Annotated in this window: 26 protein-coding genes and 1 riboswitch; of the genes, 10 read left to right on the forward strand and 16 right to left on the reverse strand. The window is 71.2% G+C overall.

Annotation, left to right across the window (positions count from 1 at the left end; all coding sequences use genetic code 11):
* The first annotated feature begins 114 nt into the window (after positions 1 to 114).
* Positions 115 to 1,101, forward strand: a complete 987-nt coding sequence (locus OHA81_RS21020; RefSeq protein WP_329198142.1) for a tetratricopeptide repeat protein — start codon at positions 115 to 117, stop codon at positions 1,099 to 1,101.
* A gap of 66 nt (positions 1,102 to 1,167) precedes the next feature.
* Positions 1,168 to 1,803: a peptide deformylase gene (def, locus tag OHA81_RS21025; protein WP_329198144.1), complete on the forward strand. Its 636-nt coding sequence runs from the start codon at positions 1,168 to 1,170 to the stop codon at positions 1,801 to 1,803.
* On the opposite strand, the gene OHA81_RS21030 is transcribed toward def, so the two are convergent.
* The 8 genes from OHA81_RS21030 to OHA81_RS21065 all read right to left on the reverse strand — a co-directional run bounded on the left by OHA81_RS21030 (position 1,779) and on the right by OHA81_RS21065 (position 10,715).
* Positions 1,779 to 2,207, reverse strand: a complete 429-nt coding sequence (locus OHA81_RS21030; protein ID WP_329198146.1) for a DUF3703 domain-containing protein — start codon at positions 2,205 to 2,207, stop codon at positions 1,779 to 1,781. The two genes, def and OHA81_RS21030, sit on opposite strands and share 25 nt — an antisense overlap.
* A gap of 47 nt (positions 2,208 to 2,254) precedes the next feature.
* Entirely contained in the window at positions 2,255 to 2,989 is a 735-nt protein-coding gene (locus tag OHA81_RS21035; RefSeq protein WP_329198147.1) for a helix-turn-helix domain-containing protein, read from the reverse strand.
* An 88-nt stretch (positions 2,990 to 3,077) separates the two neighbouring features.
* Positions 3,078 to 4,109, reverse strand: a complete 1,032-nt coding sequence (locus OHA81_RS21040) for a ribonucleotide-diphosphate reductase subunit beta (RefSeq protein ID WP_329198148.1) — start codon at positions 4,107 to 4,109, stop codon at positions 3,078 to 3,080.
* On the reverse strand, positions 4,109 to 6,511 hold the full coding sequence (locus tag OHA81_RS21045; RefSeq protein WP_329198149.1) for a ribonucleoside-diphosphate reductase subunit alpha: 2,403 nt from the start codon (positions 6,509 to 6,511) through the stop codon (positions 4,109 to 4,111). Before OHA81_RS21045 ends, OHA81_RS21040 begins: the two co-directional genes overlap by 1 nt.
* A gap of 152 nt (positions 6,512 to 6,663) precedes the next feature.
* A riboswitch (cobalamin riboswitch) is annotated at positions 6,664 to 6,786 on the reverse strand.
* 53 nt (positions 6,787 to 6,839) lie between these two features.
* Entirely contained in the window at positions 6,840 to 7,340 is a 501-nt protein-coding gene (locus tag OHA81_RS21050; RefSeq protein ID WP_329198150.1) for a GNAT family N-acetyltransferase, read from the reverse strand.
* Positions 7,341 to 7,414: 74 nt separating this feature from the next.
* Entirely contained in the window at positions 7,415 to 7,612 is a 198-nt protein-coding gene (locus OHA81_RS21055) for a YbdD/YjiX family protein (RefSeq protein ID WP_190183352.1), read from the reverse strand.
* Entirely contained in the window at positions 7,609 to 9,822 is a 2,214-nt protein-coding gene (locus tag OHA81_RS21060) for a carbon starvation CstA family protein (protein WP_329198154.1), read from the reverse strand. The genes OHA81_RS21055 and OHA81_RS21060 overlap by 4 nt, the downstream gene beginning before the upstream one ends.
* 128 nt (positions 9,823 to 9,950) lie before the next feature.
* Positions 9,951 to 10,715 carry a GntR family transcriptional regulator gene (locus tag OHA81_RS21065; RefSeq protein WP_329202439.1) on the reverse strand — a complete coding sequence of 255 codons (765 nt, stop codon included), beginning with the start codon at positions 10,713 to 10,715 and terminating at the stop codon, positions 9,951 to 9,953.
* Positions 10,716 to 11,006: 291 nt separating this feature from the next.
* Here OHA81_RS21065 and OHA81_RS21070 point away from each other — a divergent pair, with 291 nt between their 5' ends.
* The 4 genes from OHA81_RS21070 (at position 11,007) to OHA81_RS21085 (ending at position 15,737) form a co-directional block, all read left to right on the forward strand.
* The gene (locus tag OHA81_RS21070) at positions 11,007 to 12,296 is read left to right on the forward strand and encodes an extracellular solute-binding protein (protein WP_329198156.1); all 1,290 of its coding nucleotides are present in this window, start codon (positions 11,007 to 11,009) and stop codon (positions 12,294 to 12,296) included.
* Between the two features lie 73 nt (positions 12,297 to 12,369).
* Complete coding sequence (locus tag OHA81_RS21075; protein WP_329198157.1) at positions 12,370 to 13,365, forward strand: carbohydrate ABC transporter permease; 996 nt, start codon at positions 12,370 to 12,372, stop codon at positions 13,363 to 13,365.
* Complete coding sequence (locus tag OHA81_RS21080) at positions 13,362 to 14,243, forward strand: carbohydrate ABC transporter permease (protein WP_329198159.1); 882 nt, start codon at positions 13,362 to 13,364, stop codon at positions 14,241 to 14,243. The genes OHA81_RS21075 and OHA81_RS21080 overlap by 4 nt, the downstream gene beginning before the upstream one ends.
* Positions 14,244 to 14,249: 6 nt before the next feature.
* Positions 14,250 to 15,737, forward strand: coding sequence for a glycoside hydrolase family 3 protein (locus OHA81_RS21085; RefSeq protein WP_329198162.1), 1,488 nt, complete (start codon positions 14,250 to 14,252; stop codon positions 15,735 to 15,737).
* A gap of 78 nt (positions 15,738 to 15,815) precedes the next feature.
* Here the strand turns inward: OHA81_RS21085 and nagB are convergent, their stop codons facing one another.
* Together nagB and OHA81_RS21095 are read right to left on the reverse strand one after the other, a co-directional pair.
* Complete coding sequence (nagB, locus tag OHA81_RS21090) at positions 15,816 to 16,601, reverse strand: glucosamine-6-phosphate deaminase (protein WP_329198164.1); 786 nt, start codon at positions 16,599 to 16,601, stop codon at positions 15,816 to 15,818.
* Positions 16,602 to 16,765: 164 nt separating this feature from the next.
* Positions 16,766 to 17,527: an SDR family oxidoreductase gene (locus OHA81_RS21095; protein WP_329198166.1), complete on the reverse strand. Its 762-nt coding sequence runs from the start codon at positions 17,525 to 17,527 to the stop codon at positions 16,766 to 16,768.
* 83 nt (positions 17,528 to 17,610) lie between these two features.
* On the opposite strand from OHA81_RS21095, the gene OHA81_RS21100 reads away from it, so the two are divergent.
* A complete protein-coding gene (locus tag OHA81_RS21100; protein WP_329198168.1) occupies positions 17,611 to 18,204 on the forward strand; it encodes a TetR/AcrR family transcriptional regulator in 594 nt (197 codons plus the stop codon).
* Positions 18,205 to 18,600: 396 nt separating this feature from the next.
* Complete coding sequence (locus OHA81_RS21105) at positions 18,601 to 20,070, forward strand: sensor histidine kinase (protein ID WP_329202440.1); 1,470 nt, start codon at positions 18,601 to 18,603, stop codon at positions 20,068 to 20,070.
* A gap of 171 nt (positions 20,071 to 20,241) precedes the next feature.
* On the opposite strand, the gene OHA81_RS21110 is transcribed toward OHA81_RS21105, so the two are convergent.
* Together OHA81_RS21110 and OHA81_RS21115 are read right to left on the reverse strand one after the other, a co-directional pair.
* Positions 20,242 to 20,499: a WhiB family transcriptional regulator gene (locus tag OHA81_RS21110; protein WP_003953983.1), complete on the reverse strand. Its 258-nt coding sequence runs from the start codon at positions 20,497 to 20,499 to the stop codon at positions 20,242 to 20,244.
* A gap of 322 nt (positions 20,500 to 20,821) precedes the next feature.
* On the reverse strand, positions 20,822 to 21,787 hold the full coding sequence (locus tag OHA81_RS21115) for a diacylglycerol/lipid kinase family protein (RefSeq protein WP_329198169.1): 966 nt from the start codon (positions 21,785 to 21,787) through the stop codon (positions 20,822 to 20,824).
* A 97-nt stretch (positions 21,788 to 21,884) separates the two neighbouring features.
* Here OHA81_RS21115 and OHA81_RS21120 point away from each other — a divergent pair, with 97 nt between their 5' ends.
* Entirely contained in the window at positions 21,885 to 22,322 is a 438-nt protein-coding gene (locus tag OHA81_RS21120; protein WP_329198171.1) for a hypothetical protein, read from the forward strand.
* A 19-nt stretch (positions 22,323 to 22,341) separates the two neighbouring features.
* On the opposite strand, the gene OHA81_RS21125 is transcribed toward OHA81_RS21120, so the two are convergent.
* The 3 genes from OHA81_RS21125 to OHA81_RS21135 form a co-directional block, all read right to left on the reverse strand.
* Positions 22,342 to 23,322, reverse strand: a complete 981-nt coding sequence (locus OHA81_RS21125) for an RNA polymerase sigma factor SigF (protein WP_443056784.1) — start codon at positions 23,320 to 23,322, stop codon at positions 22,342 to 22,344.
* Between the two features lie 11 nt (positions 23,323 to 23,333).
* Positions 23,334 to 23,747 carry an anti-sigma regulatory factor gene (locus tag OHA81_RS21130; RefSeq protein WP_329198175.1) on the reverse strand — a complete coding sequence of 138 codons (414 nt, stop codon included), beginning with the start codon at positions 23,745 to 23,747 and terminating at the stop codon, positions 23,334 to 23,336.
* 216 nt (positions 23,748 to 23,963) lie between these two features.
* A complete protein-coding gene (locus tag OHA81_RS21135) occupies positions 23,964 to 24,224 on the reverse strand; it encodes a UBP-type zinc finger domain-containing protein (protein ID WP_329198177.1) in 261 nt (86 codons plus the stop codon).
* A gap of 63 nt (positions 24,225 to 24,287) precedes the next feature.
* Between OHA81_RS21135 and OHA81_RS21140 the strand changes: the two genes are divergently transcribed.
* On the forward strand, positions 24,288 to 25,868 hold the full coding sequence (locus tag OHA81_RS21140) for a Na+/H+ antiporter (RefSeq protein ID WP_329198179.1): 1,581 nt from the start codon (positions 24,288 to 24,290) through the stop codon (positions 25,866 to 25,868).
* Here the strand turns inward: OHA81_RS21140 and OHA81_RS21145 are convergent.
* Positions 25,847 to 26,875 carry a 1-aminocyclopropane-1-carboxylate deaminase/D-cysteine desulfhydrase gene (locus OHA81_RS21145; protein WP_329198180.1) on the reverse strand — a complete coding sequence of 343 codons (1,029 nt, stop codon included), beginning with the start codon at positions 26,873 to 26,875 and terminating at the stop codon, positions 25,847 to 25,849. The genes OHA81_RS21140 and OHA81_RS21145 overlap by 22 nt on opposite strands.
* Between the last annotated feature and the right edge of the window lie 70 nt (positions 26,876 to 26,945).

Raw genomic sequence — 26,945 nt, forward strand, 5'->3', positions numbered from 1 at the left:
GCCGTCCGAGTGGGCATGGTTGGATGCGAGTAGGAGTGTCCGAGAGGGTGTCCGCAAGGCTGCACCGTAGTCCCCCAGCCACCGCTGGGAGGTGCCCCCAGGCAGGCGGGAATTGTGAGGATCTTCGGGAAGGTACGGCATCGGCCCTCCGCCTCGTGGCGGCAGGCCACCGACCGCGCGTTCACGCTGATCGGCGACGGGCGGTACGAGGACGCGGGCGCGCTCCTGACCAGAGCGGCGGACCTGGAACCCTGGCTGTCCGAGTCCTGGTTCAACCTGGCCCTGCTGCACAAGTTCCGCCACGACTGGGAGCAGGCGCGGGCCGCCGGGCTGCGCGCGGTGGCCCTGCTGGACCGCGGGACCGGTGCCCCGGACTGGTGGAACGTGGGGATCGCGGCGACCGCCCTCCAGGACTGGCCGCTGGCCCGGCGGGCCTGGCAGGCCTACGGGCTCAAGGTGCCGGGCGACGCCGCCGGAGCGGGTGAGCCCGTCGGCATGGAGCTGGGCAGCGCCGCCGTGCGGCTCTCGCCGGAGGGCGAGGCCGAGGTGGTGTGGGGCCGCAGGCTCGATCCGGCGCGGATAGAGGTCCTCTCGATCCCGCTGCCCTCCTCGGGGCGGCGCTGGGGCGAGGTGGTCCTGCACGACGGCGTCCCGCACGGCGAGCGGATCACCGCCGCGGGGCCCTCGTACCCGGTCTTCGACGAGATCGAGCTGTGGGCGCCCTCGCCGGTGCCGACCTGGGTGGTCCTGCTGGAAGCGGCGACCGAGACCGACCGGGACGCGCTGGAGCAGCTGGCCTCGGACGCGGGCTTCGCCGCCGAGGACTGGTCCTCGTCGGTGCGCCTGTTGTGCCGCACTTGTTCGGAGAGCGCGATGCCGAGCGACGAGGGCGACGGCGAGCACCTGGACCCCCACGACCACAGCGAACCCGGCCACCCCGGCCCGCTGGGGCACCGTACGGCCGGCTCGGGATCCCTGTGGGTGCCCGAGCGGGAATGCGGCATCGCCGCGCCGGCCGGTCTGGTGCGCGGCCTGCTGGACGGGTGGGTCGCGGACAACCCGGACAGCCGCGAGTGGCGCGATCTCGAAGAAGTCTGCTGAGCCGGGGCCGTAGGCTGTACCGGTCACATCGGTGACTCGCGGACTTACGGAAGGCGTACGGCGGACATGGCGCAGCAGGAGAACCAGGTGGTCCCGGTCGACGACGAAGGCTACGTCGTGGACACGGAGGACTGTGAGGCGCGCGAGCTCGCCCACCGCGAGCGCGGCACCTCCCGCCCGATCACGGTGGTCGGCAACCCCGTCCTGCACCGGGAGTGCAAGGACGTCACCGAGTTCGGCGACGAACTGGCGCAGCTGATCGACGACATGTTCGCCAGCCAGAAGACCGCCGAGGGCGTCGGCCTGGCCGCGAACCAGATCGGCGTGGACGCCAAGGTCTTCGTCTACGACTGCCCCGACGACGAGGGCGTGCGCCACACCGGTGTCGTGGTCAACCCGAAGCTGGTCGAACTGCCCGCCTCCACGCGGGTGCTGGACGACTCGAACGAGGGCTGCCTGTCGGTCCCGACCGCCTACGCGTCGCTGGCCCGCCCGGACTACGCGGAGGTCACGGGCCAGGACGCCCAGGGCAACCCGATCAAGGTGCGCGGTACGGGCTACTTCGCCCGCTGCCTCCAGCACGAGACCGACCACCTCTACGGGTACCTCTACATCGACCGCCTCTCCAAGCGCGACCGCAAGGACGCCCTGCGCCAGATGGAAGAGGGCACCCCCCGCTACGAGACCGTCCCCAACGCCTGAGCGTCCGCGGGCCGCGCCGGGGCGCGGCCCAGCAGCACCAGCAGGTCCTCCGGGAGGGGCATCGGCGTGCGCAGCCCCGCCGCCGTACGCCCCGTGTTGCCGTACGGCACGCGCCCGGTCACCGATCCCGCCCCCGCCACCAGGATCCGCACCACCTGCCCCACCGTCTCCGCACGGTCCCGGCAGCGCACCGCGAGCCGGAACATGTGCCAGTGGGCACGGGTGTGGGGCCAGGCCCAGGCCTGGGAGATGATGTGCGCCCGCTCCAGGGCGTCCCACATGGTGTCCGTGTCGGGCGCGGCGTCGCGGGCGCGGCGCAGCTCGGCCTCGAAGGCCGTGCGCACGGCGGCCGGCATGGCCTTCGGCGTACACGCGGTGATGCAGGTCCTCAGCAAGTTCGTCATGCGTCAACGGTGCGGCCACAGGGCCCGTCGGCGCTTGAACGAACCTGCTACATCCACTGGATGGTGCGGCCGAAGTCCGACGGCGGGATCCCGAACATGCGCCGCCACACCCGGCTGAGGTGAGCCCCGTCGGCGAAGCCCGCGCCGTGCGCCGCGTCCGTCAGGGTGTGCCCCCGGGAGGCGAGTTCGGCGGCCCGCATCAGTCGCAGCCACAGGACGTACGGGCGGAACGGCAGCCCCAGCTCCGCCCGGAACAGGTGCGCGAGGCGGCTCTCCGACAGGCAGGCCACCTCGGCCGCCTGGGACAGCCGTACGCCGTCCCGCCCGGGCAGCCACGCCAGTACCCGGGCCAGCCCCGGATGCGCGGCGGCCTGCGCCGTCGGGCCGCCGGGGAGCAGCAGGTCCAGCGCGCACGCCGCCTCGAAGGGGTCGGCGGGCAGGTCCGCGGCGGCCGGTACGAGCCCTCCCGCATCCCCTGCCAGGGCCGCGAGCCCGCGGCCGGCCGAGGAGAGCGGGTCGTAGTGCAGCACCACCCCGCGCGCGGCGCCCGCCAGCACGCAATGACGCACCCCGGCCGGGACCACGTACGCCCGGCACCGGAAGGGCTCCCCGTCCGGCCCGGCCATCAGCAGCCCGTCCCCGCCCAGCGCGGCGATGACCTGCACGGAGTGGTGCGCGTGCGCGGTCGCGGACCCGACGGTGCCCCCGTACAGCAGGCCCCCGGGCCGCAGCCGGGCCCGCCCGGCCCACCCGGAGCCGGTCATGCCGTCGAGCCCGGACACGAGGAAGCGCCCCCGCCCTGGACCCCGGTCACCCGGGTCGTCGTTCTCCCCATGGGCGGGGACGCTACCAAGCCGTTGGAGCGGGGACTCAGAAGTCCTCGTCCAGGTCGACCGTGCCCTCGACCGCCACCTGGTAGGCCGACGGGCGGCGCTCGAAGAAGTTCGTCAGCTCCTGGACGCCCTGGAGCTCCATGAACGAGAACGGGTTCTGCGAGCCGTACACCGGCGGGAAGCCGAGACGGACCAGGCGCTGGTCCGCGACGCACTCCAGGTACTCGCGCATCGACTCGGTGTTCATGCCCGGCAGGCCGTCACCGCACAGGTCGCGGCCGAACTGCAGCTCCGCCTCCACGGCCTCCTTGAGCATGTCGGTGACCTGCTGCTGGAGGGCGTCGTCGAAGAGCTCCGGCTCCTCCTTGCGGACCGTGTCCACGACCTCGAACGCGAAGTTCATGTGCATGGTCTCGTCGCGGAACACCCAGTTGGTGCCGGTGGCCAGACCGTGCAGCAGGCCGCGCGAGCGGAACCAGTACACGTACGCGAACGCACCGTAGAAGAACAGGCCCTCGATGCAGGCGGCGAAGCAGATCAGGTTCAGCAGGAAGCGGCGGCGGTCGGCCTGGGTCTCCAGGCGCTCGATCTTCTCGACCGAGTCCATCCACTTGAAGCAGAACTGCGCCTTCTCGCGGATCGACGGGATCTCCTCGACCGCGTCGAAGGCGGCCGCACGGTCGTCCGGGTCGGGCAGGTAGGTGTCGAGCAGCGTCAGGTAGAACTGGACGTGCACGGCCTCCTCGAACAGCTGGCGCGACAGGTACAGGCGCGCCTCCGGGGAGTTGATGTGCTTGTACAGGGTCAGCACGAGGTTGTTCGAGACGATCGAGTCGCCCGTCGCGAAGAACGCGACCAGACGGCCGATCATGTGCTGCTCGCCCGGCGTCAGCTTCGCGAGGTCGGCGACGTCCGAGTGGAGGTCGACCTCCTCGACCGTCCAGGTGTTCTTGATCGCGTCCCGGTAGCGCTCGTAGAAGTCCGGGTAGCGCATGGGGCGCAGGGTCAGTTCGAAGCCCGGGTCGAGCAGGTTCTTGCTCGTTGCAACATCGGTGTCGGTGGAGCTCATTACTGGCAGGCCTCGCAGGACTCGGGGTTCTCAAGGGAGCAGGCCAGCGCATCGGCGTCGACGGCCTGCGGAAGGGGGGTGGCGGCGGCCGGCACGGCGCTGGCGGAGGCCGCGCGCGCGATCTTCGTCGCCGGGCGCGAGCGCAGGTAGTACGTGGTCTTGAGGCCCTGCTTCCAGGCGTACGCGTACATCGAGGACAGCTTCCCGATGGTCGGCGTCTCCAGGAACAGGTTCAGCGACTGCGACTGGTCCAGGAACGGGGTACGGGCCGCCGCCATGTCGATCAGGCCGCGCTGCGGGATCTCCCACGCCGTGCGGTACAGCTCGCGCACCTCGGCGGGGATCCAGCCGAAGCCCTGCACGGAGCCACTGGCCTCGCGCAGCGCCTCGCGGGTCTGCGCGTCCCACACGCCGAGCTTCTTGAGCTCGTCCACCAGGTAGGCGTTGACCTGGAGGAACTCACCGCTCAGCGTCTCGCGCTTGAAGAGGTTGGAGACCTGCGGCTCGATGCACTCGTACACGCCCGCGATCGAGGCGATCGTCGCCGTCGGGGCGATGGCGAGCAGCAGCGAGTTGCGCATGCCGGTCTCGGCGACGCGGGCGCGCAGTGCGGCCCAGCGCTCCGGCCAGTTCAGCTCGACGTCGTAGTGGTCGGGGTGCAGGACACCTCGGGCCGTACGGGTCTGCTCCCAGGCGGGGAGCGGACCGCTGCGCTCGGCCAGGTCGCACGAGGCCTCGTACGCGGCCAGCATGATCCGCTCGGAGAGCTTCGTGGACAGGGCCTTCGCCTCGGGGGAGTCGAAGGGCAGCTTCAGCTGGAAGAAGACGTCCTGGAGGCCCATCGCGCCCAGACCGACCGGGCGCCAGCGGGCGTTGGAGCGGCCGGCCTGCTCGGTCGGGTAGAAGTTGATGTCCACGACGCGGTCGAGGAAGGTGACGGCGGTGCGGACGGTCTCGTCCAGCCGCTCCCAGTCGATCTCGCCCGACTCCGCCAGGACGAAGGCGCCCAGGTTGACCGAGCCCAGGTTGCAGACGGCCGTCTCGCCGTCGTTGGTGACCTCGATGATCTCGGTGCAGAGGTTCGAGGAGTGGACGACCGTGCCGGGCTCGGCGGTCTGGTTCGCCGTCCGGTTGGAGGCGTCCTTGAAGGTCATCCAGCCCTGGCCGGTCTGCGCGAGGGTGCGCATCATCCGGCCGTACAGGTCGCGGGCGGGCATCGTCTTGCGGGCGAGGCCCGCCGCCTCGGCCTTGCGGTAGGCGGCGTCGAAGTCGTCGCCCCACAGGTCGACCAGCTCGGGGACGTCGGCGGGCGAGAACAGCGACCAGTCGGCGTCGGCGTTGACGCGGCGCATGAACTCGTCCGGCACCCAGTGCGCGAGGTTCAGGTTGTGCGTACGGCGCTGGTCCTCACCGGTGTTGTCGCGCAGTTCCAGGAACTCCTCGATGTCCGCGTGCCAGGTCTCCAGGTAGACGGCGGCGGCACCCTTGCGGCGGCCGCCCTGGTTGACGGCGGCGACGGAGGCGTCGAGGGTCTTGAGGAACGGGACGATGCCGTTGGAGTGGCCGTTGGTGCCGCGGATCAGCGAACCGCGGGCGCGGATGCGGGAGTACGACAGACCGATGCCGCCGGCGTGCTTGGACAGGCGGGCGACCTGGTGGTAGCGGTCGTAGATCGAGTCGAGCTCGTCCAGCGGGGAGTCCAGCAGGTAGCAGGAGGACATCTGCGGGTGCCGGGTGCCGGAGTTGAAGAGGGTGGGGGAGGACGGCAGGTAGTCCAGGCGGCTCATCAGCCGGTACAGCGAGGCCACTTCCTCGACGGCCGTCACGCTCTCGTCCGCGGCGAGACCGCAGGCCACGCGCAGCATGAAGTACTGCGGGGTCTCGATCACCTGACGGGTGAGGGGGTGGCGCAGCAGGTAGCGGCTGTGCAGGGTGCGCAGGCCGAAGAAGCCGAAGCGGTCGTCGGCGCCCTCGGCGAGCGCGTGCTCGACCAGCGCGTCGAGGCGGTTCGCGTGGGCGGCCACGAACTCGGCCGTACGGTCGGCGATCAGGCCCTCGCGGTGGCCGACCGCGACGGACGCGGCGAAGGAGGTGGCGCCCTGGCCCGCAGCCTCGTCGCGCACGGCCAGCGTGAGCAGGCGCGCGGCCAGCCGGGAGTACGCCGGGTCCTCGGAGATCAGCCCGGCGGCGGCCTCGGTGGCCAGCGAGCGCAGTTCGGCCTCGTCCGCGGTGGCGCTGCGGCCGCGCAGGGCGGCGGCGGCGACCCGGCCGGGGTCGGTGTCGGGGAGGTCAGCCGTCAGCTCGGTGAGGGTACGCAGCAGCGCGGCCCCATGGCCCCCGCCGGTGGTTGCGTTGTCGGACGGGTCGGACTCGGCGCGCGGTGCGGCGGGCGCGATGGTCACGGGGGGAGCTCTCCCTCACTCGGCTCCGGGGCACCTTCGGCGCGGGGCGCGAGTGGGCGCGCACGGGCCGTCCCCCATCAGGGCACGCTTGCGCCGCGCGGCGTCCACCGGCCCAACCGCGAGGCCCGGACGTGGCTGTTCCCGGTTCGGTCGAGCCGGGCGTGCTGTCGGCAGGTCCTCGGACTTCGGACGCACCTATGGGTGCCTTTCATACCGTTGCGGGACAGTTCCGGATTCACACCGGATTCCCCTGCGGCGACAGCGAGCACGAGCATACATGTGGGGGCCCCCTCCTGGGGGACCCCCTAGATGTTGTGTCGCGCGCCGACTACAGCGCGAGACCGTACGTGAGCAAACCGAGTTCGGGGACGGGCTCCCAGTCCCGATCCGGCGACCGTACGAAGCCCAGGCGCTCGTAGATCCGGTGTGCGGCCGGCATGTCCTCGGTGGTCGACAGCACGAGCCTGCGTACCCCCTCCAGGGCCCGGGCGCGGTCCACGCAGGCCCGTACCAACGCCTCGCCCGCGCCCCGGCCGCGGCCCTCGCGGGCGACCGCCAGCATGCGGAACTCGGCTTCGTCCGCGCGGGCGATGTCGCACAGCGCGCTGCCGGGCGCGGCGAAGGTCACACCGCCGACGACGCGCCCGTCGCCGAGCACGGCGACGAGCACCTCGGCCGCCGCGGCGCGGCCGGCCACGTCCCGGAGCCTGGCGAGGTACGGATCGTCCTCGCCGTACGTGAGCAGGCCGTCGTCGAGGTAGGCCCGGGCGGTGATGTCCCCGAGCGTCTCGTACTCCGCCGGCAGCGCCCGTCTGATGGTGATGTCCATGGCACCGAGTGTGCCGCGGGGGCACGGAAAAGGCCGCCGCGTTTCCGGGAGATACGCGGCGGCCCGTGGCCGGTTCAGCAGCAGCGGAAGCCCTCGCGCGGGTCGGCTTCGCGGGCGTCGGTGCGGGCGCGCTCGAAGGCGCGCCGGGTGAGGACCTCGGCGTCCGGGTCGTGGGAGCGGGCGTGGGCCACGTAGCGGTCGTAGGCGGCCTCGCCGGAGAACTCCCGTACGTAGTACCGGGCCTTGGCCAGCGCCTCCCGGACGCCGCTCACGCCACCGGCTCCTTGGTCTTGCCGCCGCCCGAGTCGAGGCCGGCGGCGGCCAGCTCCGCCCGCTCCTCGGCGGTCGCGATCAGCCCCGCCGGGGCGACGATCTTCGACTCGGTCCAGGGGGCCTCGGTGAGGGTCACGCCCTGCGGCGCGCGGACCGCCTTGACGCAGGTCCGGGCAGCGTCGACCAGCACGATGAGGATCAGCAGGGCGAACAGCACGGAAAGTACGCCGTCCACGGTGGCGTTGGTGACCACGGTGTGCATCTGGTCGAGGTCCTTCGCCGGCTTGATGACCTTCCCGGCGTCGATGCCGTCCTGGTACAGGTCGCGCTGCGCGAAGAAGCCGATCTTCGGGTTGTCGGAGAAGACCTTCTGGTAGCTGGCGGTGAGGGTCACCGCCACGTCCCAGGCCAGCGGGACGCCCGTCACCCACGCCCACTTGAGCCGGCCGGACTTGACGAGCAGCGTGGTGCAGACCGCCAGGGCGACCGCCGCCAGCAGCTGGTTCGCGATCCCGAACAGCGGGAACAGCTGGTTGATGCCACCCAGCGGGTCCTCCACGCCGACCCACAGGAAGTAGCCCCAGCCGCCGACGACGACCGCGCTCGCGATCCACACGCCCGGCTTCCAGCTGACGTCCTTGAAGGACTTGTGCACGTTCCCGAGGGTGTCCTGGAGCATGAAGCGGCCGACGCGGGTGCCCGCGTCGACGGTGGTGAGGATGAACAGGGCCTCGAACATGATGGCGAAGTGGTACCAGAAGGCCTTCATCCCGGCGCCGCCGATGACGGAGGAGAAGATCTGCGACATTCCGAGTGCGAAGGTCGGCGCGCCGCCGGTACGGGACAGCAGGGTGGTCTCCTCGACGTCCTTCGCGGCCTGGGCGAGGGCGTCGGGGGAGATGGCGAACCCGAAGTGCGTGACCGCCTGGGAGGCGCTCTCGACGGTGGCGCCGACGACCCCGGCAGGGGAGTTCACCGCGAAGAACAGGCCCGGCTCGATGATGCAGGCCGCGATCACGGCCATGACGGCGATGAAGGACTCGGTGAGCATCGCGCCGTAGCCGATGACCCGGACCTGGGTCTCCTTCTGGATCATCTTCGGGGTGGTCCCCGAGGAGACCAGCGCGTGGAACCCGGACAGCGCGCCGCACGCGATGGTGATGAAGACGAACGGGAACATCGAGCCGGCGAAGACGGGGCCGTCGCCGCGCGAGGCGAAGTCGGTGACGGAGGGCATCTTGAGCACGGGCATCGCGATGACCACGCCGATGGCCAGCAGGGCGATGGTGCCGACCTTCATGAAGGTGGACAGGTAGTCGCGCGGGGCGAGCAGCATCCACACGGGCAGCACGGAGGCCACGAAGCCGTAGGCGACCATCCAGATGACCAGGGTCTGCTTGTCCAGGGTGAAGACGTCGGCGAACGAGGAGTCGGCGACCCAGCCGCCCGCGACGATGGCGAGCAGCAGCAGGGCGACGCCGATCAGGGAGACCTCGGTGATCCGGCCCGGACGCAGGACGCGCAGGTAGAAGCCCATGAAGAGGGCGATCGGGATGGTCATGCCGATGGAGAAGACGCCCCAGGGGGAGTCGGCCAGCGCGTTGACGATGACCAGGGCCAGCACCGCCAGCAGGATGATCATGATGACGAAGACGGCGACCAGCGCGGCCGCTCCGCCGACGGGGCCGATCTCGTCACGGGCCATCTGGCCGAGCGAACGGCCGTTGCGGCGGGTGGAGAAGAACAGCGTCACCATGTCCTGGACGGCGCCCGCGAAGATCACGCCCGCCACGATCCAGATGGTCCCCGGCAGGTAGCCCATCTGCGAGGCGAGGACGGGACCGACCAGCGGGCCCGCGCCGGCGACGGCGGCGAAGTGGTGGCCGAAGAGCACGCGGCGGTCGGTGGGGTGGAAGTCGACACCGTTGTCGAGGCGTTCGGCCGGGGTGGCCCGGGTCTTGTCCACCCGCAGGACGCGTTCGGCGATGAAGCGTGCGTAGAAGCGGTAGCCGATGGCGTACGAGCCCAGCGCGGCGGCGAGCAGCCACGCCGCCGAGATCTCCTCACCGCGCGAGAGCGCGAGCACGCCCCAGCCGATGGCCCCGATGAGGGCGACGAGCACCCACACGGCGACCGACTTGGGCGAGAGCCCCCCTGACGAGGCTCCCGCCGTGTCCCGTGACGTGCCCGTTGCTTCCGGTTCCGGCATGATCCTCGTCCCCTCGTTGATCACTGCTGAGCGCAGGGAATCTACGGGGGCCCGATCGGTGGACGTAAGCCCCCGTCCGTATAGCGGTACGAGCGTCCACCGAGGGCCGATCAAGAGTCAATGAGGTATCAGGGGGCGGGCCGCTTGAGACGGGCAACGAACTTGTAACGGTCGCCGCGATACACCGAACGTACCCATTCGACCGGCTCGCCGTCGGCGTCCAGCGAGTGCCGCGAGAGCATCAGCATCGGCAGGCCGACGTCCGTGCCGAGGAGTCCGGCCTCGCGCGGGGTGGCCAGCGAGGTCTCGATGGTCTCCTCGGCCTCGGCGAGGCGCACGTCGTACACCTCGGCGAGGGCGGTGTAGAGGGAGGTGTACTTGGCCAGCGAACGGCGCAGCGCGGGGAAGCGCTTGGCCGACAGGTGGGTGGTCTCGATGGCCATCGGCTCGCCGCTGGCCAGGCGCAGCCGTTCGATCCGCAGGACGCGCCCGCCGGCGGAGATCTTGAGGAGTCCGGCGAGGGTGTCGTCGGCCGTCACGTAGCCGATGTCCAGGAGCTGGGAGGTCGGTTCCAGGCCCTGGGCGCGCATGTCCTCCGTGTAGGAGGACAGTTGCAGCGGCTGGGAGACCTTGGGCTTGGCGACGAAGGTGCCCTTGCCCTGGATGCGTTCGAGCCGGCCCTCCACGACGAGCTCCTGCAGGGCCTGACGGACGGTGGTCCGCGAGGTGTCGAACTCGGCCGCGAGCGTGCGCTCGGGCGGTACCGGCGTGCCGGGCGGCATGGTCTCGGTCATGTCGAGCAAGTGCCGCTTGAGTCGGTAGTACTTGGGAACCCGCGCCGTGCGAGTGGCCGGCCCGCCTTCCGGCTCCGTGGTCGCCCCTTCGGTGGCCATCGCCGCCCGCCTTCCCGACTCCAGTTTCGCTGCCGTCACCGGCTCCTCCGATATGTGCGGTCACATCGTGACACGGGTGGGAGGACAGGCCTCCTCCCTCCCCCAGGTGTCGGTCCGGTAACGGACCGATCACCCGCTCATTAGACCCTTGACACCCCTAAAGGTCTAGGCCAAGCTCCGGTTACTGGTCTACACCAATATGGATCGGATCCCGGCCCCACGCTCAGTACTTCGCGTATGTCACCGCGGTGGGCAAGGGAAGTGCAGGAAGGCATCCCTGAGGAGGGTGGCGTGAAGCGCAAGCTCATCGCGGCGGTTGGAGTCGCGGGCATGGTGATCGGCCTGGCGGCGTGCGGTGGCTCGGACGGCAAGGGCGGCGACACGGCCGACAAGGCGTCCGGCGCCAAGGAGCTGACCGTCTGGCTGACGGTCGACGCCCAGAACAACTGGCCGGAGCTGGTCAAGGCGGCCGATGACGCGATAGTCGCCAAGCACCCCGGTCTGACGGTCAAGCACGAGTACTACGGCTGGCCGGACAAGAACGCCAAGCTCGATGCCGTCCTCGCCACGGACAAGGCCCCCGACGTGGTCGAGATGGGCAACTCCGAGATGATCGGCTACATGTCGACCGGTGCCTTCTCCGAGATCGACCCGTCGAAGTTCGACAACTCCGCCGCCTGGCTCGACGCCTTGAAGCAGTCCGTCACCTACGACGGCAAGACCTACGGCGTCCCGTACTACGCCGGCGGCCGCGTCGGCACCTGGCGCAAGGACCTGGCCGCGGAGGTCGGCGTCACCGCCGCCCCCAAGAGCTGGGCCGAGCTGACCTCCGCCCTCGACAAGATCCAGGCCGCGAAGGGCGACAAGTTCAGCGCCCTCTACCAGCCCTCGCCGGACTGGTACGGCGCGATGTCCTTCGTCTACGACAACGGCGGCGCCATCGCCAAGAAGGACGGCGGCTCGTGGAAGGGCTCCCTGTCCTCCCCCGAGGCGGTCAAGGGCCTCAAGCAGTACAAGGAACTCCTCGACAAGTACATGCACGCGGACAAGACCAAGGACGAGGCCGACCGCCCGGTCGTCTTCGGCCAGGGCAACTCCGCCGCCATCTTCGCCGCCGCCTGGGAGGGCTCCACCGCGGCCGACCCGAAGAGCGACAAGGTCGGCGGGCTCAAGGACAAGCTCGAGAACTTCGTGATGCCCGGCCCGAGCGGCAAGAACCTCCCCGTCTTCCTCGGCGGTTCGGACCTCGCGGTCCCCTCGAAGTCCAAGGCCAAGGACATCGCCTCCGAGTGGATCAACGCCTTCACCGGCTCCCAGGGCCAGCAGGGCCTGATCGCCAAGGGCAACCTGCCGAACAACAAGACGGACCTCGGCCCGCTCAAGGCCGACCCCAAGACCCAGGTCCCGGCCACCGCCGCCGAGTCCTCCTGGTTCGTCCCGACCGCGCCCGGCTGGGGCCAGGTCGAGAAGGGCAAGGTCCTGCAGACCATGCTCCAGGACATCGGCACCGGCAAGAAGTCGGTCGAGGACGCGGCCAAGGCCGCCGACGCCGAGATCGACAAGGTCATCAACACCAAGTGACCCGGGTGCGGGGCCCCGCCGGACCGGCGGGGCCCCGCTGCCCGTCAAGAGAGGGACCCCCGAGGAGCACGCGATGAGTGCCGCACAGACAACCACCGCCGATCTGCCGCCGGCACGGCAGCGGACTTCCACCGGACCCGGGACGGGCAAGACCTCCGCGCCGGGGCAGCGGGGGCGCAAGGGCCCCGGCGCGACCCCCTGGCTGCTGCTGGCCCCCTGCCTGCTGATCATCGTCCTCGTCATGGGCTACCCGCTGTTCAGGCTGGTGTCCCTCTCCTTCCAGAGCTTCGGCAAGTCCGAGCTCTGGGGCTTCAAGGACGCGGAGTTCGTCGGCCTCGACAACTTCACCAAGGTCCTCGGCGACGGCGTCTTCTGGTCCGTCGTGCTGCGCACCCTCGTCTTCGCGGCCGGCGCGGTCATCCTGACCATGGTCATCGGAATGCTCGTCGCCCTGCTGCTCCAGAAGGTCTCCGGCTGGGTCAAGGCGCTCATCAGCATCGCCCTGGTCGCGAGCTGGGGCATGCCCATCATCGTCGCCACCGCCATCTTCAAGTGGATCTTCGACGCCGACTACGGCGTCCTCAACTACCTGATGAGCAGGCTCCCCGGCGTCGACATGATCGGCCACAACTGGTTCGCCAGCGGCCCCCAGGGCCTCGCCGTGATCATGCTTCTCGTGGTCTGGGGCGCGGTGCCCTTCGTCGTCATCACCCTCAGCGCAGGCCTCACCCAGGTGCCCAAGGAGCTGGAAGAGGCCGCGCGCCTCGACGGCGCGGGCGCCTGGGGCGTGTTCCGCCACGTCACCCTCCCCATCCTCAAGCCGATCATCGTCATGCTGACGACCCTCTCGGTCATCTGGGACATGGGTGTCTTCCCGCAGGTCTTCGTCATGCGCAACGGCAACCCCGAGGCCGAGTTCCAGTTGCTGACCACCTACTCGTACAAGCAGGCCTTCGTGGTCAACGACTACTCGGGCGGCTCCGCGATCGCGCTCGTCACCGTCCTGCTGCTGCTCGGCGTGGTCGCCGTCTACATGCGCCAGATGCTCAAGATCGGAGAGGTGGAGTGACCTCGACCACCGCGGCCGCCCCGGCCACCGCGCCCCCCGGCTCCCGCCGCCACAAGCAGAGGAAGAAGTCCCGGCTCGGCTGGAACCTCCTCGGCCTGCTCGTCTTCGTGACCGCCGGGTTCCCGGTCTACTGGATGCTGAACACGGCCCTCAAACCGGCCAAGGACGCGATCGACCCGAACCCGCACTTCTTCCCGGCCACCTTCACGCTGGACAACTTCCGGCGCGCGCTGGAGATCTCCGACTTCTGGGGACCGGTCGGACGCAGCATGATCGTCTCGCTCACGGTGGTCGTCATCGGAATCGCCGTCGGCATGCTGGCCGCCCTGGCCATCTCCCGGTTCGCCTTCCGCGGCCGCAAGATCGTGATCGTCGGCATCCTCGCGGTCCAGATGATCCCGCTCGTCGCGATGATCATCCCGGTCTTCCTGCTGCTCAACGACCTCGGCCAGTACGACAAGCTCAGCGGCCTGATCATCACCTACCTGACCTTCATCCTGCCCTTCACCGTCTGGACGCTGCGCGGCTTCATCGTCAACATCCCCAAGGAGCTGGAAGAAGCGGCCATGGTCGACGGCTGCACCCCCGCCGGCGCCTTCCTGCGCGTCGTCTTCCCGCTGCTCGCCCCGGGCATGGTCGCCACGTCCGTCTACGGCTTCATCCAGGCGTGGAACGAGTACCTCTACGCCCTGATGCTGATGAGCCAGCAGAACCAGACGGCCACCGTCTGGCTCGGCAACTTCACCACCAAGAACGGCACGGAGTTCGCCCCGATGATGGCCGGCTCCACCATGATGGCGCTGCCCATCGTCATCCTCTTCCTCATCGTCCAGCGCAAGATGGCCGCGGGCCTCACGGCCGGCGCCGTGAAGGGATAACGGCCCATGACTGTCCTTGCGCACCAGACGGACACGCTCACCCGCGACGCCCTCGCGGTCCTCCAGCCCGGCTTCGAGGGCACCACGGCCCCCGCCTGGCTGCTGCGCAGGCTCGGCGAAGGCCTGCACTCCGTCGGCCTGTTCGGCCGCAACATCACCTCCCCAGGACAACTGGCCCGGCTCACCGCCCAGCTGCGCGCCGAGCGGGACGACGTCCTGGTCGCCATCGACGAGGAGGGCGGCGACGTCACCCGCCTGGAGGTCCGCGAAGGCTCCTCCTTCCCCGGCAACCTGGCCCTGGGCACCGTCGACGACACCGGCCTGACCCGGGACGTCGCCCGCGAACTGGGCCGCCGCCTCGCCGCCTGCGGGGTCAACCTCAACTGGGCACCCTCCGCGGACGTCAACTCCAACCCCGACAACCCGGTCATCGGCGTACGGTCCTTCGGCGCCGACACCCACCTCGCCGCCCGGCACACCGCCGCCTACGTCGAGGGCCTGCAGGCCGCCGGGGTCGCCGCCTGCACCAAGCACTTCCCGGGCCACGGCGACACCAACGTCGACTCGCACCTCGCCCTGCCGCGCATCGACGCCGATCCGGACACCCTGGCGGCACGTGAACTCGTACCGTTCAAGGCCGCCGTGGAAGCCGGGACCAAGGCCGTGATGAGCGCGCACATCCTGGTGCCCGCCCTCGACGCCACCCGCCCGGCCACGCTCAGCCCGCGCATCCTGACCGGGCTGCTGCGGGGGGAACTCGGCTACGAGGGCCTGATCGTCACCGACGGCATGGAGATGAACGCCATCGCGGGGACGTACGGGATCGAACGCGGCTCCGTCCTCGCCATCGCGGCAGGCGCCGACGCGATCTGCGTGGGCGGCGGACTCGCCGACGAGGCCACCGTCCTGCGGCTGCGCGACGCGCTGGTCGCGGCCGTGCGCGAGGGCACGCTTCCCGAGGAACGGCTCGCCGACGCGGCCGCCCGGGTCCGTGAACTCGCCGAATGGACCCGCGGGAAGCGGGCCGCCGCGGTGCCGGGCGCGCCGGAGGGGAGCGCGCCCGGCATCGGCCTGACGGCGGCCCGACGGGCGCTGGTCCTGACCGGACGGGCGAGCGCCGTCGAAGCCCCGTACGTGGCCACGCTCGCGCCCGTCGCGAACATCGCGGTGGGCGACGAGACCCCGTGGGGCGTGGCCGCCGAGCTCGCGGCGCTGCTGCCGAAGACCGCCTCGGCGGTGTACCCGCAGGGCTCCACGGCCGCGGACATCCTGGCCGCGGCGGGCAGCCGCACGGTCGTCGCGGTGGTCCGCGACGCGCACCGCCACCGGTGGATGACGCAGGCCCTGGACGCGCTGGTCGCCGCGCGGCCGGACACGGTGGTGGTGGAGATGGGCGTGCCGCAGGCCGGGCCGCGGGGTGCGCTGCACATCGCGACGCACGGCGCGTCCCGGGTGTGCGGGCGCGCGGCGGCGGAGGTCATCGCGGGCGTCTAGCGCGCGCCGCCGACGACGAAGGGCCGGGCACCCGAAACGGGGGTCCGGCCCTTCGGGGGCGCGTGGGGGAGGCGCCGCTTAGAGCCCCTGCCACGCGGGCTTGTCGGCGTACGTCTGCCGGAAGTAGTCGGCCAGCTTCAGCTTCGACGCCGCCGCCTCGTCCACGACCACCGTGGCGTGCCGGTGCAGCTGCAGCGCGGAGGCCGGGACCAGCGCGGACAGCGGCCCCTCGACGGTCTGCGCGACGGCCTCCGCCTTGCCTTCGCCGGTGGCGAGCAGCACCAGGTGGCGGGCGTCGAGGATGGTGCCGATGCCCTGGGTGATGACGTGGTGCGGTACCTGGTCTATGTCGTCGTCGAAGAAGCGGGCGTTGTCGACGCGCGTCTGGTGGGTCAGCGTCTTGATCCGCGTGCGCGAGGCCAGCGAGGAGCAGGGCTCGTTGAAGCCGATGTGCCCGTCCGTGCCGATGCCGAGCAGCTGGAGGTCGACGCCCCCCGCTGCGGCGAGGGCGCGGTCGTACGCGTCGCAGGCGGCCACGATGTCGTCCGCCGAGCCGTCGGGGCCCATGAAGGACGCCTCGGACAGTCCGAGCGGTTCGACGACCTCGCGCAGCACGACGGCGCGGTAGGACTCCGGGTGCCCGGCCGGCAGGCCCACGTACTCGTCGAGCTGGCAGATGCGGGCCTTCGAGACGTCGGCCTCCCCGGCCTTGACCTTGGCGGCGAGGGCCTCGTAGACCGGCAGCGGGGTGGAGCCGGTCGCCACCCCGAGCAGGGCGTCGGCCTTGCGGCGGACCAGGGCGGCCATGGCCTCCGCGATGAGCTCGCCGCCTGCCTTGGCGTTCGGGACGATGACAACTTCCACGCGGGGCCTGCCGATCTGGAGAGGTGATGTGGTATAGACCAATCTAGCAGAATCGACCCGTTCGTGGCGGGCCTTGCGCCCCTCTTCCATGGTGATCCGATCCCCGTCCGGCGGCCTCTCGGCGCGGCTCTCGGCGCGGTCCCGACGGCCCCCGCGGCGGCCGCCTACAGCAGCGCGAGCTGGAGGCCGCCCGTCGCGTCCAGGTGCTTGCCCGTCATCCAGCGGGAGTCCGGCGAGGCCAGGAAGGCGACGATGTCCGCGACCTCCTCCGCCGTGCCGGTCCGACCGAAGACCGAGCGGGCCGATACGTGCGCGCGGGCGGCCGGGTCGGCCAGCCAGCCCGCGTTGAGGTCGGTTTCGATGACGCCCGGACCCACCGAGTTGACGGTGATGCCGCGCGGCGCGAGCGCCGCGGCCAGTGACACCGTCAGCGCGTTCACCGCCCCCTTGGCCGTGATCGTCGCCAGGATCGCCGGCAGCGCGAGGTCCGGCGTGCCCGTCACGTTGACGATCCGGCCCCCGTCCCGCAGGCGCGACAGCCCGTGCTTGATCACGAAGAACGGCGCCTTCGCGTTGAGCGCGTGCGCGCGGTCGTAGGTCTCCTCGTCCGTGTCCTCGATCCCCGCGAAGTCCGCGGCCCCCGCGTTGTTGACCAGGATGTCCAGCCCCTCCTCCGCCCCCGGGTGGGAGTCGTACGCGGCCCACAGCGCCCGCGCGTCGCCCGGGACCCCCAGCTCCGCCCCGATCGCGAAGGCCCGGCCGCCCTCCGCCTCGATCGAGGCGACCGTCTCCCGCGCGGCCTCCCCGTCGTGGCCGTAGTGCACCGCGACCAGCGCCCCGTCCCGCGCCAAGCGCCGGGACACGGCCCGGCCGATGCCCCGGCTGCCACCCGTGACCAGAGCCGTCTTCCCCTCGAGCACGCCCATGACGCGCCCCCTTCCAAAATCTCTAGTGATCGCTACAGAAGGAACCGTAACAGATTTCCTAATGGCCGCTATAGAATGTGCGCATGGTGACCGGACAGCGCGGCAGGCCCCGCTCCTTCGACCGCGACGCCGCCCTCGACACGGCCTTGCGCGTCTTCTGGGAGCGCGGCTACGAGGCGACCTCCATCGCCGACCTCACCCGGGAGCTGGGCATCGGCGCGCCCAGCCTCTACGCGGCCTTCGGCGACAAGCGCACGCTCTTCGAGGAGGTCGTCACCGCCTACGGCGGCCGGTACGGCGGCTTCGCGGCCGTCGCCCTCGCCGAGGAGCCCACCGCCGCCGCGGCCGTACGCCGCGTGCTGCGCGAGGCCGCCGACATCTACACCGATCCGGCCCACCCCAAGGGCTGCCTGGTCATCAGCGCGGCGATCAACACCACCTCGGACGAGGTGGCCGAGGCCCTGCGGGAGCGGCGCAACGAGAACCTGGCGACCTTCGAGAGCCGGATCGCGGCGGACGTCGCCACCGGTGCGCTGCCCGTCGGCACGGACGCGAGGGCACTCGCCCGCTACGTCGGGGCGGTGCTCCAGGGGATGTCCCAGCAGGCGCGCGACGGGGCGGGCCGCGAGGAGCTGGAAGCGGTCGCGGAGACGGCGATGCGGGCCTGGCCGGGGTAGGGGTCCGCGGGGAGTGCTTCCTCCGCGCCACGGTCTTGCCCGGGGTCGTCGTGTTTCCTCTGGGCCACGGTGCAGGACGGGACCCTCAGCCCGCCCGGCACCGTAGCCCGGAGTACTTACGGCCGGCGGGTGTGCGGTTCCCGGCGGCCGGTGGGAGGGGCCTGCGCGGTCAGGGCAGAGCGCGCGGCTTACCTCGATCCGTCCTCCTGTGCGGGGAGGGCGGAAGCTTAAACCATTGTGGACTAGACCAATCTGTCCTGTCCATCCAAGGACAGGGGTTGTAATCCCGTCACTTCCTCCAACAGTACGCGGAGCAGGGCCCTCCTGGATACTCCCTGGTATTCGCCGTGGGGAAAGTCATGGCCATACCCGGGGTACGCTCGCCCCGTGCCCTCCATGAACGACCTCGTACGCCAGCACACCGCTCTCAGTGAAACCGACCTGGAGTGGCTGCACCTGCTGGTCTCGGAGTGGCAGCTGCTCTCCGACCTGTCCTTCGCGGACCTCGTGCTCTGGGTCCCCACCCTCGACGGCACCCGCTACGTCTCGGTCGCGCAGATGCGCCCGAACACCGGCCCCACCTCGTACCAGGACGACATGGTCGGCCACCTGGTGCCGCGCGGCCGCCGCCCGCTCCTCGACGCCGCCCTCGACGAGGGCCGGATCGTCCGCGAGGGCGACCCGGAGTGGCGCGAGGAGGTCCCGGTGCGCGTCGAGTCGATCCCCGTACGGCGCGAGGGCCGCGTACTCGGAGTGATCGCCCGCAACACCAACCTGCTCACCGTGCGTACACCGAGCCGGCTGGAGCTCACCTACCTCCAGTCCGCCTCCGACCTGGCCCAGATGATCGCGGCGGGCTCCTTCCCCTTCCCCGGCCAGCAGGTCGACATGGACGCCTCCCCGCGCGTCGGGGACGGGTTGATCCGGCTCGACGCCGAGGGCGTGGTGACGTACGCGTCCCCGAACGCGCTCTCCGCCTATCACCGCCTCGGGCTCGCCTCCGACCTGGTCGGCCAGCACCTGGGCACCACCACCGCCGAACTGGCGCCCTCGCGCGGCCCGGTGGACGAGGCCCTGGTGAAGCTGGCCAGCGGCTGGGCCCCGCGCGAGACGGAGATCGAGGGCAACGGCGGGGTGATCCAGCTGCGCGCCATCCCGCTCAAGCCCAAGGGCACCCGCATCGGTTCCCTGGTGCTGTGCCGCGACGTCACCGAACTGCGCCGTCGCGAACGTGAACTGATCACCAAGGACGCGACCATCCGGGAGATCCACCACCGGGTGAAGAACAACCTCCAGACGGTGGCCGCGCTCCTGCGCCTCCAGGCCCGCAGGATGGATTCGCCCCAGGGCCGCGAGGCGCTGAACGAGGCCGTGCGGCGCGTCGGTTCGATCGCGATCGTGCACGAGACGCTCTCCCAGAACCTGGACGAGCGCGTGGAGTTCGACGAGATCGCCGACCGGGTCATCGCGATGGTCGCCGAGATCTCGCCGGGCAAGGTCGCCTGCCGGCGCACCGGCCGGTTCGGGATCCTGGACGCGGAGGTAGCCACTCCGCTGTCGATGGTGCTGACCGAGGTCCTGCAGAACGCCCTGGAGCACGCCTTCACCCAGGGGGAGGGCGGCACGGTCGAGGTGTCCGCAGCCCGCTCGGGCACCGGCCGCGCCGATGCGCGGCTGCTGATCAAGGTGCTGGACGACGGATGCGGTCTGCCCGAGGGCTTCGACCCGCAGCGGGCCGGCAACCTCGGGCTCCAGATCGTGCGCACCCTGGTCGAGGGAGAGCTCGGCGGCACGTTCGACATGGTCCGGGCCGAGCCGCGCGGCACCCGGGTCGTCCTCGACATCCCCGCCAGCCCGCAGAAGTAGGGCGACCGACGGTAACGCAGCGCAGCGACCGCACCCTTACTCAGGGTTACGGAACCTGCCCCGCACAGCACTGAGCCCCGGACCGATGGTTCCCGGTCCGGGGCTCAAGAGCACGTTGCTGAGCGCTTCTCAGGGTTCTACGCGCTGCGGCTCGAGGCTCGAAAGTCGATGTCAGGCGCTGGCGTTGCGCGCCCGGTTGCGAGCGGCGCGGCGCTTCATGGCGCGGCGCTCGTCCTCGCTGAGACCGCCCCAGACGCCGGAGTCCTGACCGGACTCGAGCGCCCACTGCAGGCACTGCTCCATGACGGGGCAACGGCGGCAGACGGCCTTGGCTTCCTCGATCTGCAGCAGCGCAGGACCGGTGTTGCCGATGGGGAAGAAGAGCTCCGGGTCTTCCTCGCGGCAAACGGCGTTGTGACGCCAGTCCATGGCTGCTCCATCTCCTTGTATTGCGAACAGGTGGCTTGTGAATGTGAACGCTTTCACGAATCCCCCCGTGAGGGAAGGGCTGGCCCCCAGAAGACGACTGGGGGGTCCGAAGATTCGTGGTGGGGTTCTGGCGGTCTGTGTGGGTGCCGGGTTGTGCGGGCTGTCCCGATCGCCATGTAGAGATTCGCAAACCTCGGACGGGGATACAACCCCTTCCGGAAAGTTTTTTTGGATTCGTCGGTGTCGACTAGGTCACAGCCCTAGTTCCTGGGGGTGTACCGGCGTGTAAACGTTCGAGTGAAAGGATTTTTAGCTCTTCTACTCACACAATCACACGCAGTGCACGGCGAACGCCTGTGAACCGAACGCTGGTCCGCAATCCCAGGTGGTCCCCGTCCATCTGGAAGGGGAGCGGAACCTTCGAATGCAAGGTGAAGTCGGTCAGATCGTGCAGAGTCACCGCGTGCTTGCCCTGTGGACCGCGCTCAGGAGTCGAGGTCAGGAGCTGAGTGGCGTACTTGGCGACCGCCGGAGTTGACAAACGGTCCAGCGCCAATACGTCAAGTGCGGTATCGAACGACGCGTCGGGGGAGGCGTACAGGGGACGGTTCCCCAGGTAGGTCCAGGGCGAGGTGTTGCAGACTATCGACAGCACCAGGTCCCGCACGGGCTCCTCGCCGGGCCGCTCCAGGGTGACCGTTCCGTGCCGCCGGTTGGGTTCGTCGAGGAACTGGCGCACGAGCTGTCGTACGTACAGGGCGTGCGTCGAACGCTTGCCGCGTTCCCGCTGCTGCTCGACCCTGCCCACGACCCCGGCGTCGAAACCGAAGCCCGCGCAGAAGGTGAACCAGCGCGCCGGGACGGACTCGTCCTCCGTGCCGGGGGCCCCGGCCGCCAGACCCAGACCCACCGTGCGCTCGCGCCGTTCCCGCAGCGCGTCCAGCAGGGCGCCGGTCGCCTCGACCGCGTCGTTGGGCAGTCCGAGCGCGCGGGCGAACACGTTCGTCGAACCGCCCGGGACCACCGCGAGCCCCGGCAGCCGGTCCGGGTCGGGCCCGTCGTGCAGGAGGCCGTTGACCACCTCGTTGACCGTGCCGTCGCCGCCCAGGGCCACGACGAGGTCCAGACCCTCGTGGGCCGCCTTGCGTCCCAGGTCACGGGCGTGACCCCGGTACTCGGTGGTCACCGCCTCCAGCTTCATCTCACTGGCCAGGGCGTGGGTCAGGACGTCACGCGTACGCGCACTGGTGGTCGTCGCTGCTGGATTGGCCACGAGAAGTGCACGCATGAGCGCCAGCCTACCCACCCGCTCGGAGGCGGCCCATACTGCCCGTCCCCGGGCACCGTCCGCCCCGGCGCGGGCGGCGCGCGGCTACCCTGCTGGAGTGAGTGAGAAGCCGACCCCGAATGCCCCGGCCCCCGACGCGCCCGCCGCCGCGCTGCCCGGCCGGCTGACCGCCGCCGCCGTCCTGTGCGCGCTCCAGGGTCTGGCCCTGGCCGGCCTCGGCGGCTACCTGCTGTTCGTCGGCGTCGCAGGCCACGTCGACTCCGCGCAGCAGTCAGAGACCGGCGGCCTGACCCTGCTCGCGCTCGCCGCGCTGCCGCTGATCGCGGCGCGGGGGCTGCGCCTGGGCCGCCGGTGGAGCCGGGGCCCGGCGTTGATCACCCAGCTGATGGCGCTGCCGGTGGCGTGGACGCTGTGGACCGCCGGAGGTGCGCTGACCGCCGCCGCGGTGGCCCTGGCGGCGGCCGCGCTGGCGGTCGTGGTCCTGCTGGTGAACCCGACGGCGACCGAGGCGCTGGGCATCGGGCCCGCCGCCTGAGTCCCACCGGGCTCCCCGCTCACTCCTCCACGAGGAGCTTGTCGCGCAGCTGGGCCAAGGTGCGGGCCAGCAGGCGGGAGACGTGCATCTGGGAGATGCCGACCTCCTGGGCGATCTGCGACTGCGTCATGTTGCCGAAGAACCGGAGCAACAAGATCCGCTTCTCCCTGGGCGGCAGCCCTTCCAGCAGCGGTTTGAGGGACTCGCGGTACTCGACGCCCTCCAGCGCCTCGTCCTCCGAGCCCAGCGTGTCCGCGACCGCCGGCGACTCGTCGTCGGTGTCGGGGACGTCCAGCGAGAGCGTGCTGTAGGCATTGGCCGATTCCAGCCCCTCCAGCACCTCCTCCTCGGAGATCCCGAGCCGCTCCGCCAGCTCGTGGACCGTGGGGGAGCGGCCGTGCTGCTGGGAGAGTTCCGCCGTGGCCGTGGTCAGCGAGAGCCGCAGCTCCTGCAGGCGCCGGGGCACCCGTACCGCCCAGCCCTTGTCGCGGAAGTGCCGCTTGATCTCGCCGACGACCGTGGGCGTGGCGTATGTGGAGAACTCCACGCCCCGGTCCGGGTCGAACCGGTCCACCGACTTGATCAGGCCGATCGTCGCCACCTGGGTCAGGTCGTCGAGCGGCTCGCCGCGGTTGCGGAACCGCCGGGCCAGGTGCTCCACCAGCGGCAGGTGCATCCGGACCAGGCGGTTGCGCAGCTCCGCCCGCTCCGGGGAACCGTCGGGCAGCTCCCGCAGTTCGAAGAACAGCGCCCGCGCGCCACTGCGGTCGCGCGGATCCGGCAGCGCCGGAGCCGCCTGGGCCACGGCCGCGGGTGGCTGTGAGGATTGTGGTTCGTCGTGCTGGTTCTCGCTCATAGGGCCCGCCCGTCGCTCCGCCGAGTCCAAAAAGCCGCTTTCCGCATCCGCGTCAGCCGGGTGCGGCCGGGCGTGTTGCTGCTCCGGGATGCCGCCGTCGACCTCATGCCGTACCCGGGGCCGATCCCCGCCCCGCACCGGGATCTCCCCGCCGCTCACGCCGGGCCTGGCCCCGCGCCGCGCTGTTTGTAAAGGCTGATGCACACCGTGCGGTTCTCCTCGACCGTCGCCTCGACCTTGCCGGCGAGGGCGGACAGCACCGTCCACGCGAACGTGTCGCGCTCGGGTGCGCGGCCGTCCGTGGTCGGCGCCGAGACGGTGACTTCCAGCGAATCGTCGATCAGCCGGAACACACAGCTGAGGACGGAGCCGGGCACGGCCTGCTGGAGCAGGATCGCGCAGGCCTCGTCCACCGCGATGCGGAGGTCCTCGATCTCGTCGAGGGTGAAGTCCAACCGTGCCGCGAGACCGGCTGTCGCCGTGCGCAGCACCGACAGGTAGGCACCCGCAGCCGGCAGCCGGACTTCGACGAAGTCCTGGGTCGCGGGCTCGCCTGCGATCTGGGACACCCTCACCTCCAAGGTGGTACGAGCTCTGTTCGCCGGTGACGCTATCGCGATCCGGGTGATCGTGTCGCGGCACCCCTCACGGCACCCGCTGGGAGTGCCCGGGACACCCGCCGTTCCTGCGGCCGGTGACCGATGGTAAGCCCACGGGTACACACAGTGGCTAGGGGTCTGCGGGCCCAATTCGGGGGAACCGGCGGAGGGTTGACCTACCCCGCCTCAGACGATCGAACCGTCGACAAAACACCACCGCCACGTCTCGCCCGGTTCGAAGCTGCGCATCACCGGATGGCCCGTCTCGTGGTGGTGCGCCGTGGCGTGCCGGTAGGGCGAGGAATCGCAGCACGCCACGTGTCCGCACCCCAGACACATCCGGAGTTGCACGGGATGGCTGCCGACCGCCAGACATTCCGGGCAGGTCAGGGCAAGCGGGACGGGCTCGGGGCGCGGCAGTTCGGCAACGTGGGTGCACTCGCTCATGATGGCCAGCGTACTGACGTGCGGGCGCACAGGACGGTTGATACCGAGGAGGGTCGATCTTCGATGGAGGTATTGCCGCTGGTGGGCCTGGTGGCGGGCAGCGCGATCGTCGCCGGGGTGGCCCGACGCACCCCGGTGCCCGCACCGCTGCTGCTCGTCGCCGTCGGCCTGATCGCCTCGTACGTCCCGGGCGTGCCCTCGTACACCCTCGACCCCCACATCGTGCTGCCGCTGCTGCTTCCGCCGCTGCTGTACACGGCCGCCGTGGAGAGCTCGTACCTGGACCTGCGGGCCAACGTACGGCCCGTCGCGCTGCTCTCCGTGGGGTACGTGCTCTTCGCGACGATCGCCGTGGGGTACGTGGCCTACCTCGTGGTGCCGGGGCTGTCGCTGCCCGTGGCGCTGGTGCTCGGCGCGGTGATCGCACCGCCGGACGCGGTCGCGGCGACGGCGATCGCGCGCCGGCTCGGACTGCCGAACCGGATCACGACCATCCTGCAGGGCGAGTCGCTGGTCAACGACGCCACCGCGATCACGGCCTACAAGGTGGCGCTGGCCGCCGCCGTCGGCCTCAGCTCCGGCTGGGCCGGCGGGATCGCGGAGTTCCTGCTCGCTTCCGTGGGCGGCGTCGGGGTCGGGCTGGTGCTGATGGTGCCGATCCACCTGCTGCGCAAGCGGCTGCGGGAGCCGCTGCTGCAGAACACCCTGTCGCTGCTGATCCCGTTCGTCGCGTACGCGGCGGCCGAGCGGGTGCACGCCTCGGGCGTGCTCGCGGTCGTCGTGGTCGCGCTGTACCTCGGGCACCGCAACTGGCAGGTCGACTTCGCGACGAGGCTCCAGGAAACCGCGGTGTGGAAGATGGTCTCCTTCCTGCTGGAGTCGGTGGTCTTCGCGCTGATCGGCCTCCAGCTGCCGGTGGTCCTCAAGGGGCTGGGCGAGTACGAGGGCTGGCGCGCGGCCTGGTACGCGCTGGCGGTGTTCCTGGCCGTGGTGGTGGCGCGGTACGTCTGGGTGTTCCCCACGACGTTCCTGCCCAGGGTGCTGTCCGAGCGGATCCGCAGGCGCGAGCCCGAGACGACCTGGAAGGCGCCCGTCATCGTGGGCTGGGCGGGGATGCGCGGGGTGGTCTCGCTGGCCATCGCCTTCTCCGTGCCGATCAGCGTGCCGCACCGGAACCTGATCCTGTTCCTGACCTTCACGACGGTCATCGCGACGCTGGTGGTGCAGGGCCTGACCCTGCCGCCGCTGATCCGGCTGCTGCGGCTGCCGCCGCGCGACGTCCAGGCGGAGACGCTGGCGGAGGCCCAGGCGCAGAGCGAGGCCTCGCGGGCGGCGGAGGACCGGCTGGACGAGCTGCTGGCCGAAGCGCGCAACGCCCTGCCGGGGCCGCTGGCTGACCGGCTGCGGACGGTGATGGAGCGACGGCGCAACGCGGTGTGGGAACGGCTCGGCGAGGTCAACCCCGTGACGGGGGAGTCCGCCGACGACATCTACCGGCGGCTGGCCGGGGAGATGATCGAGGCCGAGCGGGAGGTGTTCGTGACGCTGCGCGACCGGCGGCAGATCGACGACGAGATGCTACGGGTGCTGCTGCGCCGGCTGGACCTGGAGGAGGCCGCGGCCTACCGGGAGGACTCGGTCTGAGCCGTGCCGGAGGGGGCGGGGGCTGACGGGTCCGGGACTGGCGGCCCCGGCGCCGATGGCTCCGGCACTGACGGCTCCGGTGCTGACGGCTCCGGCGCTCCCGTGACGACCGCGGCGAGGGTGGTGCCGCGGGGGAAGGCCCCGCACCCGGTCAGCGCCGTCAGGGCCCAGAGCAGCTTCGCGACGTAGACCCGCTCGACGGGGATGCGGTGCCGAGCCTCGAACCCGGCGGCGAAGGCCTCCAGCTCGGCGGGGACCCGGGCGTAGCCGCCGTGGTGGAAGCCCTCGGCCAGCGTCCAGTCGCCCGCCGGGCCGCCGAAGGCCTGCCGCTGGAGGGAACGTATCTCCGCGTCCAGGAAGCCGCCGGCCAGCACCGGGACGCCGACGGCCCGCTGGCCGGGCCCGAGTCCCGCCGCGAGGCCGGCCAGCGTGCCGCCGGTACCGCAGGCCACGGCGACGACGTCGCCGGCCCCGCGCAGCTCGCGGCCGAGTTCGGCGCAGCCGAGCAGGGCGAGGGCGTTGCTGCCGCCCTCCGGGATCACGTACGCGCCGTCCGCGCCGGCCGCGGCGAGCAACCCGGCCTGCACCCCGGGCTCGGCCTTGCGGCGGTACTCGGAGCGGGAGACGAAGTGCAGCCGCATCCCGTCGGCCGCGCAGCGGGCCAGCGAGGCGTTGAGCGGCCGCCCGGCCAGCTCGTCCCCGCGCACCACCCCGACGGTCGCCATCCCCAGCAACCGCCCGGCCGCGGCGGTGGCCCGCAGGTGGTTGGAGTAGGCCCCACCGAAGGTCACCAGCCCGCAGTACCCGCCCTCCACGGCAGCCCGCAGATTGGGCGCGAGCTTGCGCCACTTGTTCCCGGGCAGCTCCGGATGCACGAGGTCGTCCCGCTTCAGCAGCAGCCGGACGCCGTGCCGCCCGAACCGCTCGTCATGGACCTCCTGCACCGGGGACGGCGGGCGTTGCTGCAGGAGCGCGTCGGGGTTCGGGGGGCGGTTCACGCCTCCCATTGTGGGGCGCTCGTGCCCGTGCCGTCGCACGTCACAGCCCTGTCCACACCTGCTCCGCGCCGTACCTCGG

It is taken from the genome of Streptomyces sp. NBC_00667 (assembly GCF_036226825.1).
Lineage (GTDB): Bacteria > Actinomycetota > Actinomycetes > Streptomycetales > Streptomycetaceae > Streptomyces.

Coding starts and splice junctions, on each gene's coding strand:
- OHA81_RS21040 (WP_329198148.1), bottom strand. CDS start 4,109: ATGAGCTCCACCGACACCGATGTTGCAACGAGCAAGAACCTGCTCGAC.
- OHA81_RS21140 (WP_329198179.1), top strand. CDS start 24,288: ATGGAGGTATTGCCGCTGGTGGGCCTGGTGGCGGGCAGCGCGATCGTC.
- OHA81_RS21110 (WP_003953983.1), bottom strand. CDS start 20,499: ATGGACTGGCGTCACAACGCCGTTTGCCGCGAGGAAGACCCGGAGCTC.
- OHA81_RS21100 (WP_329198168.1), top strand. CDS start 17,611: ATGGTGACCGGACAGCGCGGCAGGCCCCGCTCCTTCGACCGCGACGCC.
- OHA81_RS21085 (WP_329198162.1), top strand. CDS start 14,250: ATGACTGTCCTTGCGCACCAGACGGACACGCTCACCCGCGACGCCCTC.
- OHA81_RS21105 (WP_329202440.1), top strand. CDS start 18,601: ATGAACGACCTCGTACGCCAGCACACCGCTCTCAGTGAAACCGACCTG.
- OHA81_RS21050 (WP_329198150.1), bottom strand. CDS start 7,340: ATGGACATCACCATCAGACGGGCGCTGCCGGCGGAGTACGAGACGCTC.
- OHA81_RS21065 (WP_329202439.1), bottom strand. CDS start 10,715: ATGGCCACCGAAGGGGCGACCACGGAGCCGGAAGGCGGGCCGGCCACT.
- OHA81_RS21095 (WP_329198166.1), bottom strand. CDS start 17,527: ATGGGCGTGCTCGAGGGGAAGACGGCTCTGGTCACGGGTGGCAGCCGG.
- OHA81_RS21060 (WP_329198154.1), bottom strand. CDS start 9,822: ATGCCGGAACCGGAAGCAACGGGCACGTCACGGGACACGGCGGGAGCC.
- def (WP_329198144.1), top strand. CDS start 1,168: ATGGCGCAGCAGGAGAACCAGGTGGTCCCGGTCGACGACGAAGGCTAC.
- OHA81_RS21115 (WP_329198169.1), bottom strand. CDS start 21,787: ATGCGTGCACTTCTCGTGGCCAATCCAGCAGCGACGACCACCAGTGCG.
- OHA81_RS21030 (WP_329198146.1), bottom strand. CDS start 2,207: ATGACGAACTTGCTGAGGACCTGCATCACCGCGTGTACGCCGAAGGCC.
- OHA81_RS21135 (WP_329198177.1), bottom strand. CDS start 24,224: ATGAGCGAGTGCACCCACGTTGCCGAACTGCCGCGCCCCGAGCCCGTC.
- OHA81_RS21145 (WP_329198180.1), bottom strand. CDS start 26,875: ATGGGAGGCGTGAACCGCCCCCCGAACCCCGACGCGCTCCTGCAGCAA.
- OHA81_RS21075 (WP_329198157.1), top strand. CDS start 12,370: ATGAGTGCCGCACAGACAACCACCGCCGATCTGCCGCCGGCACGGCAG.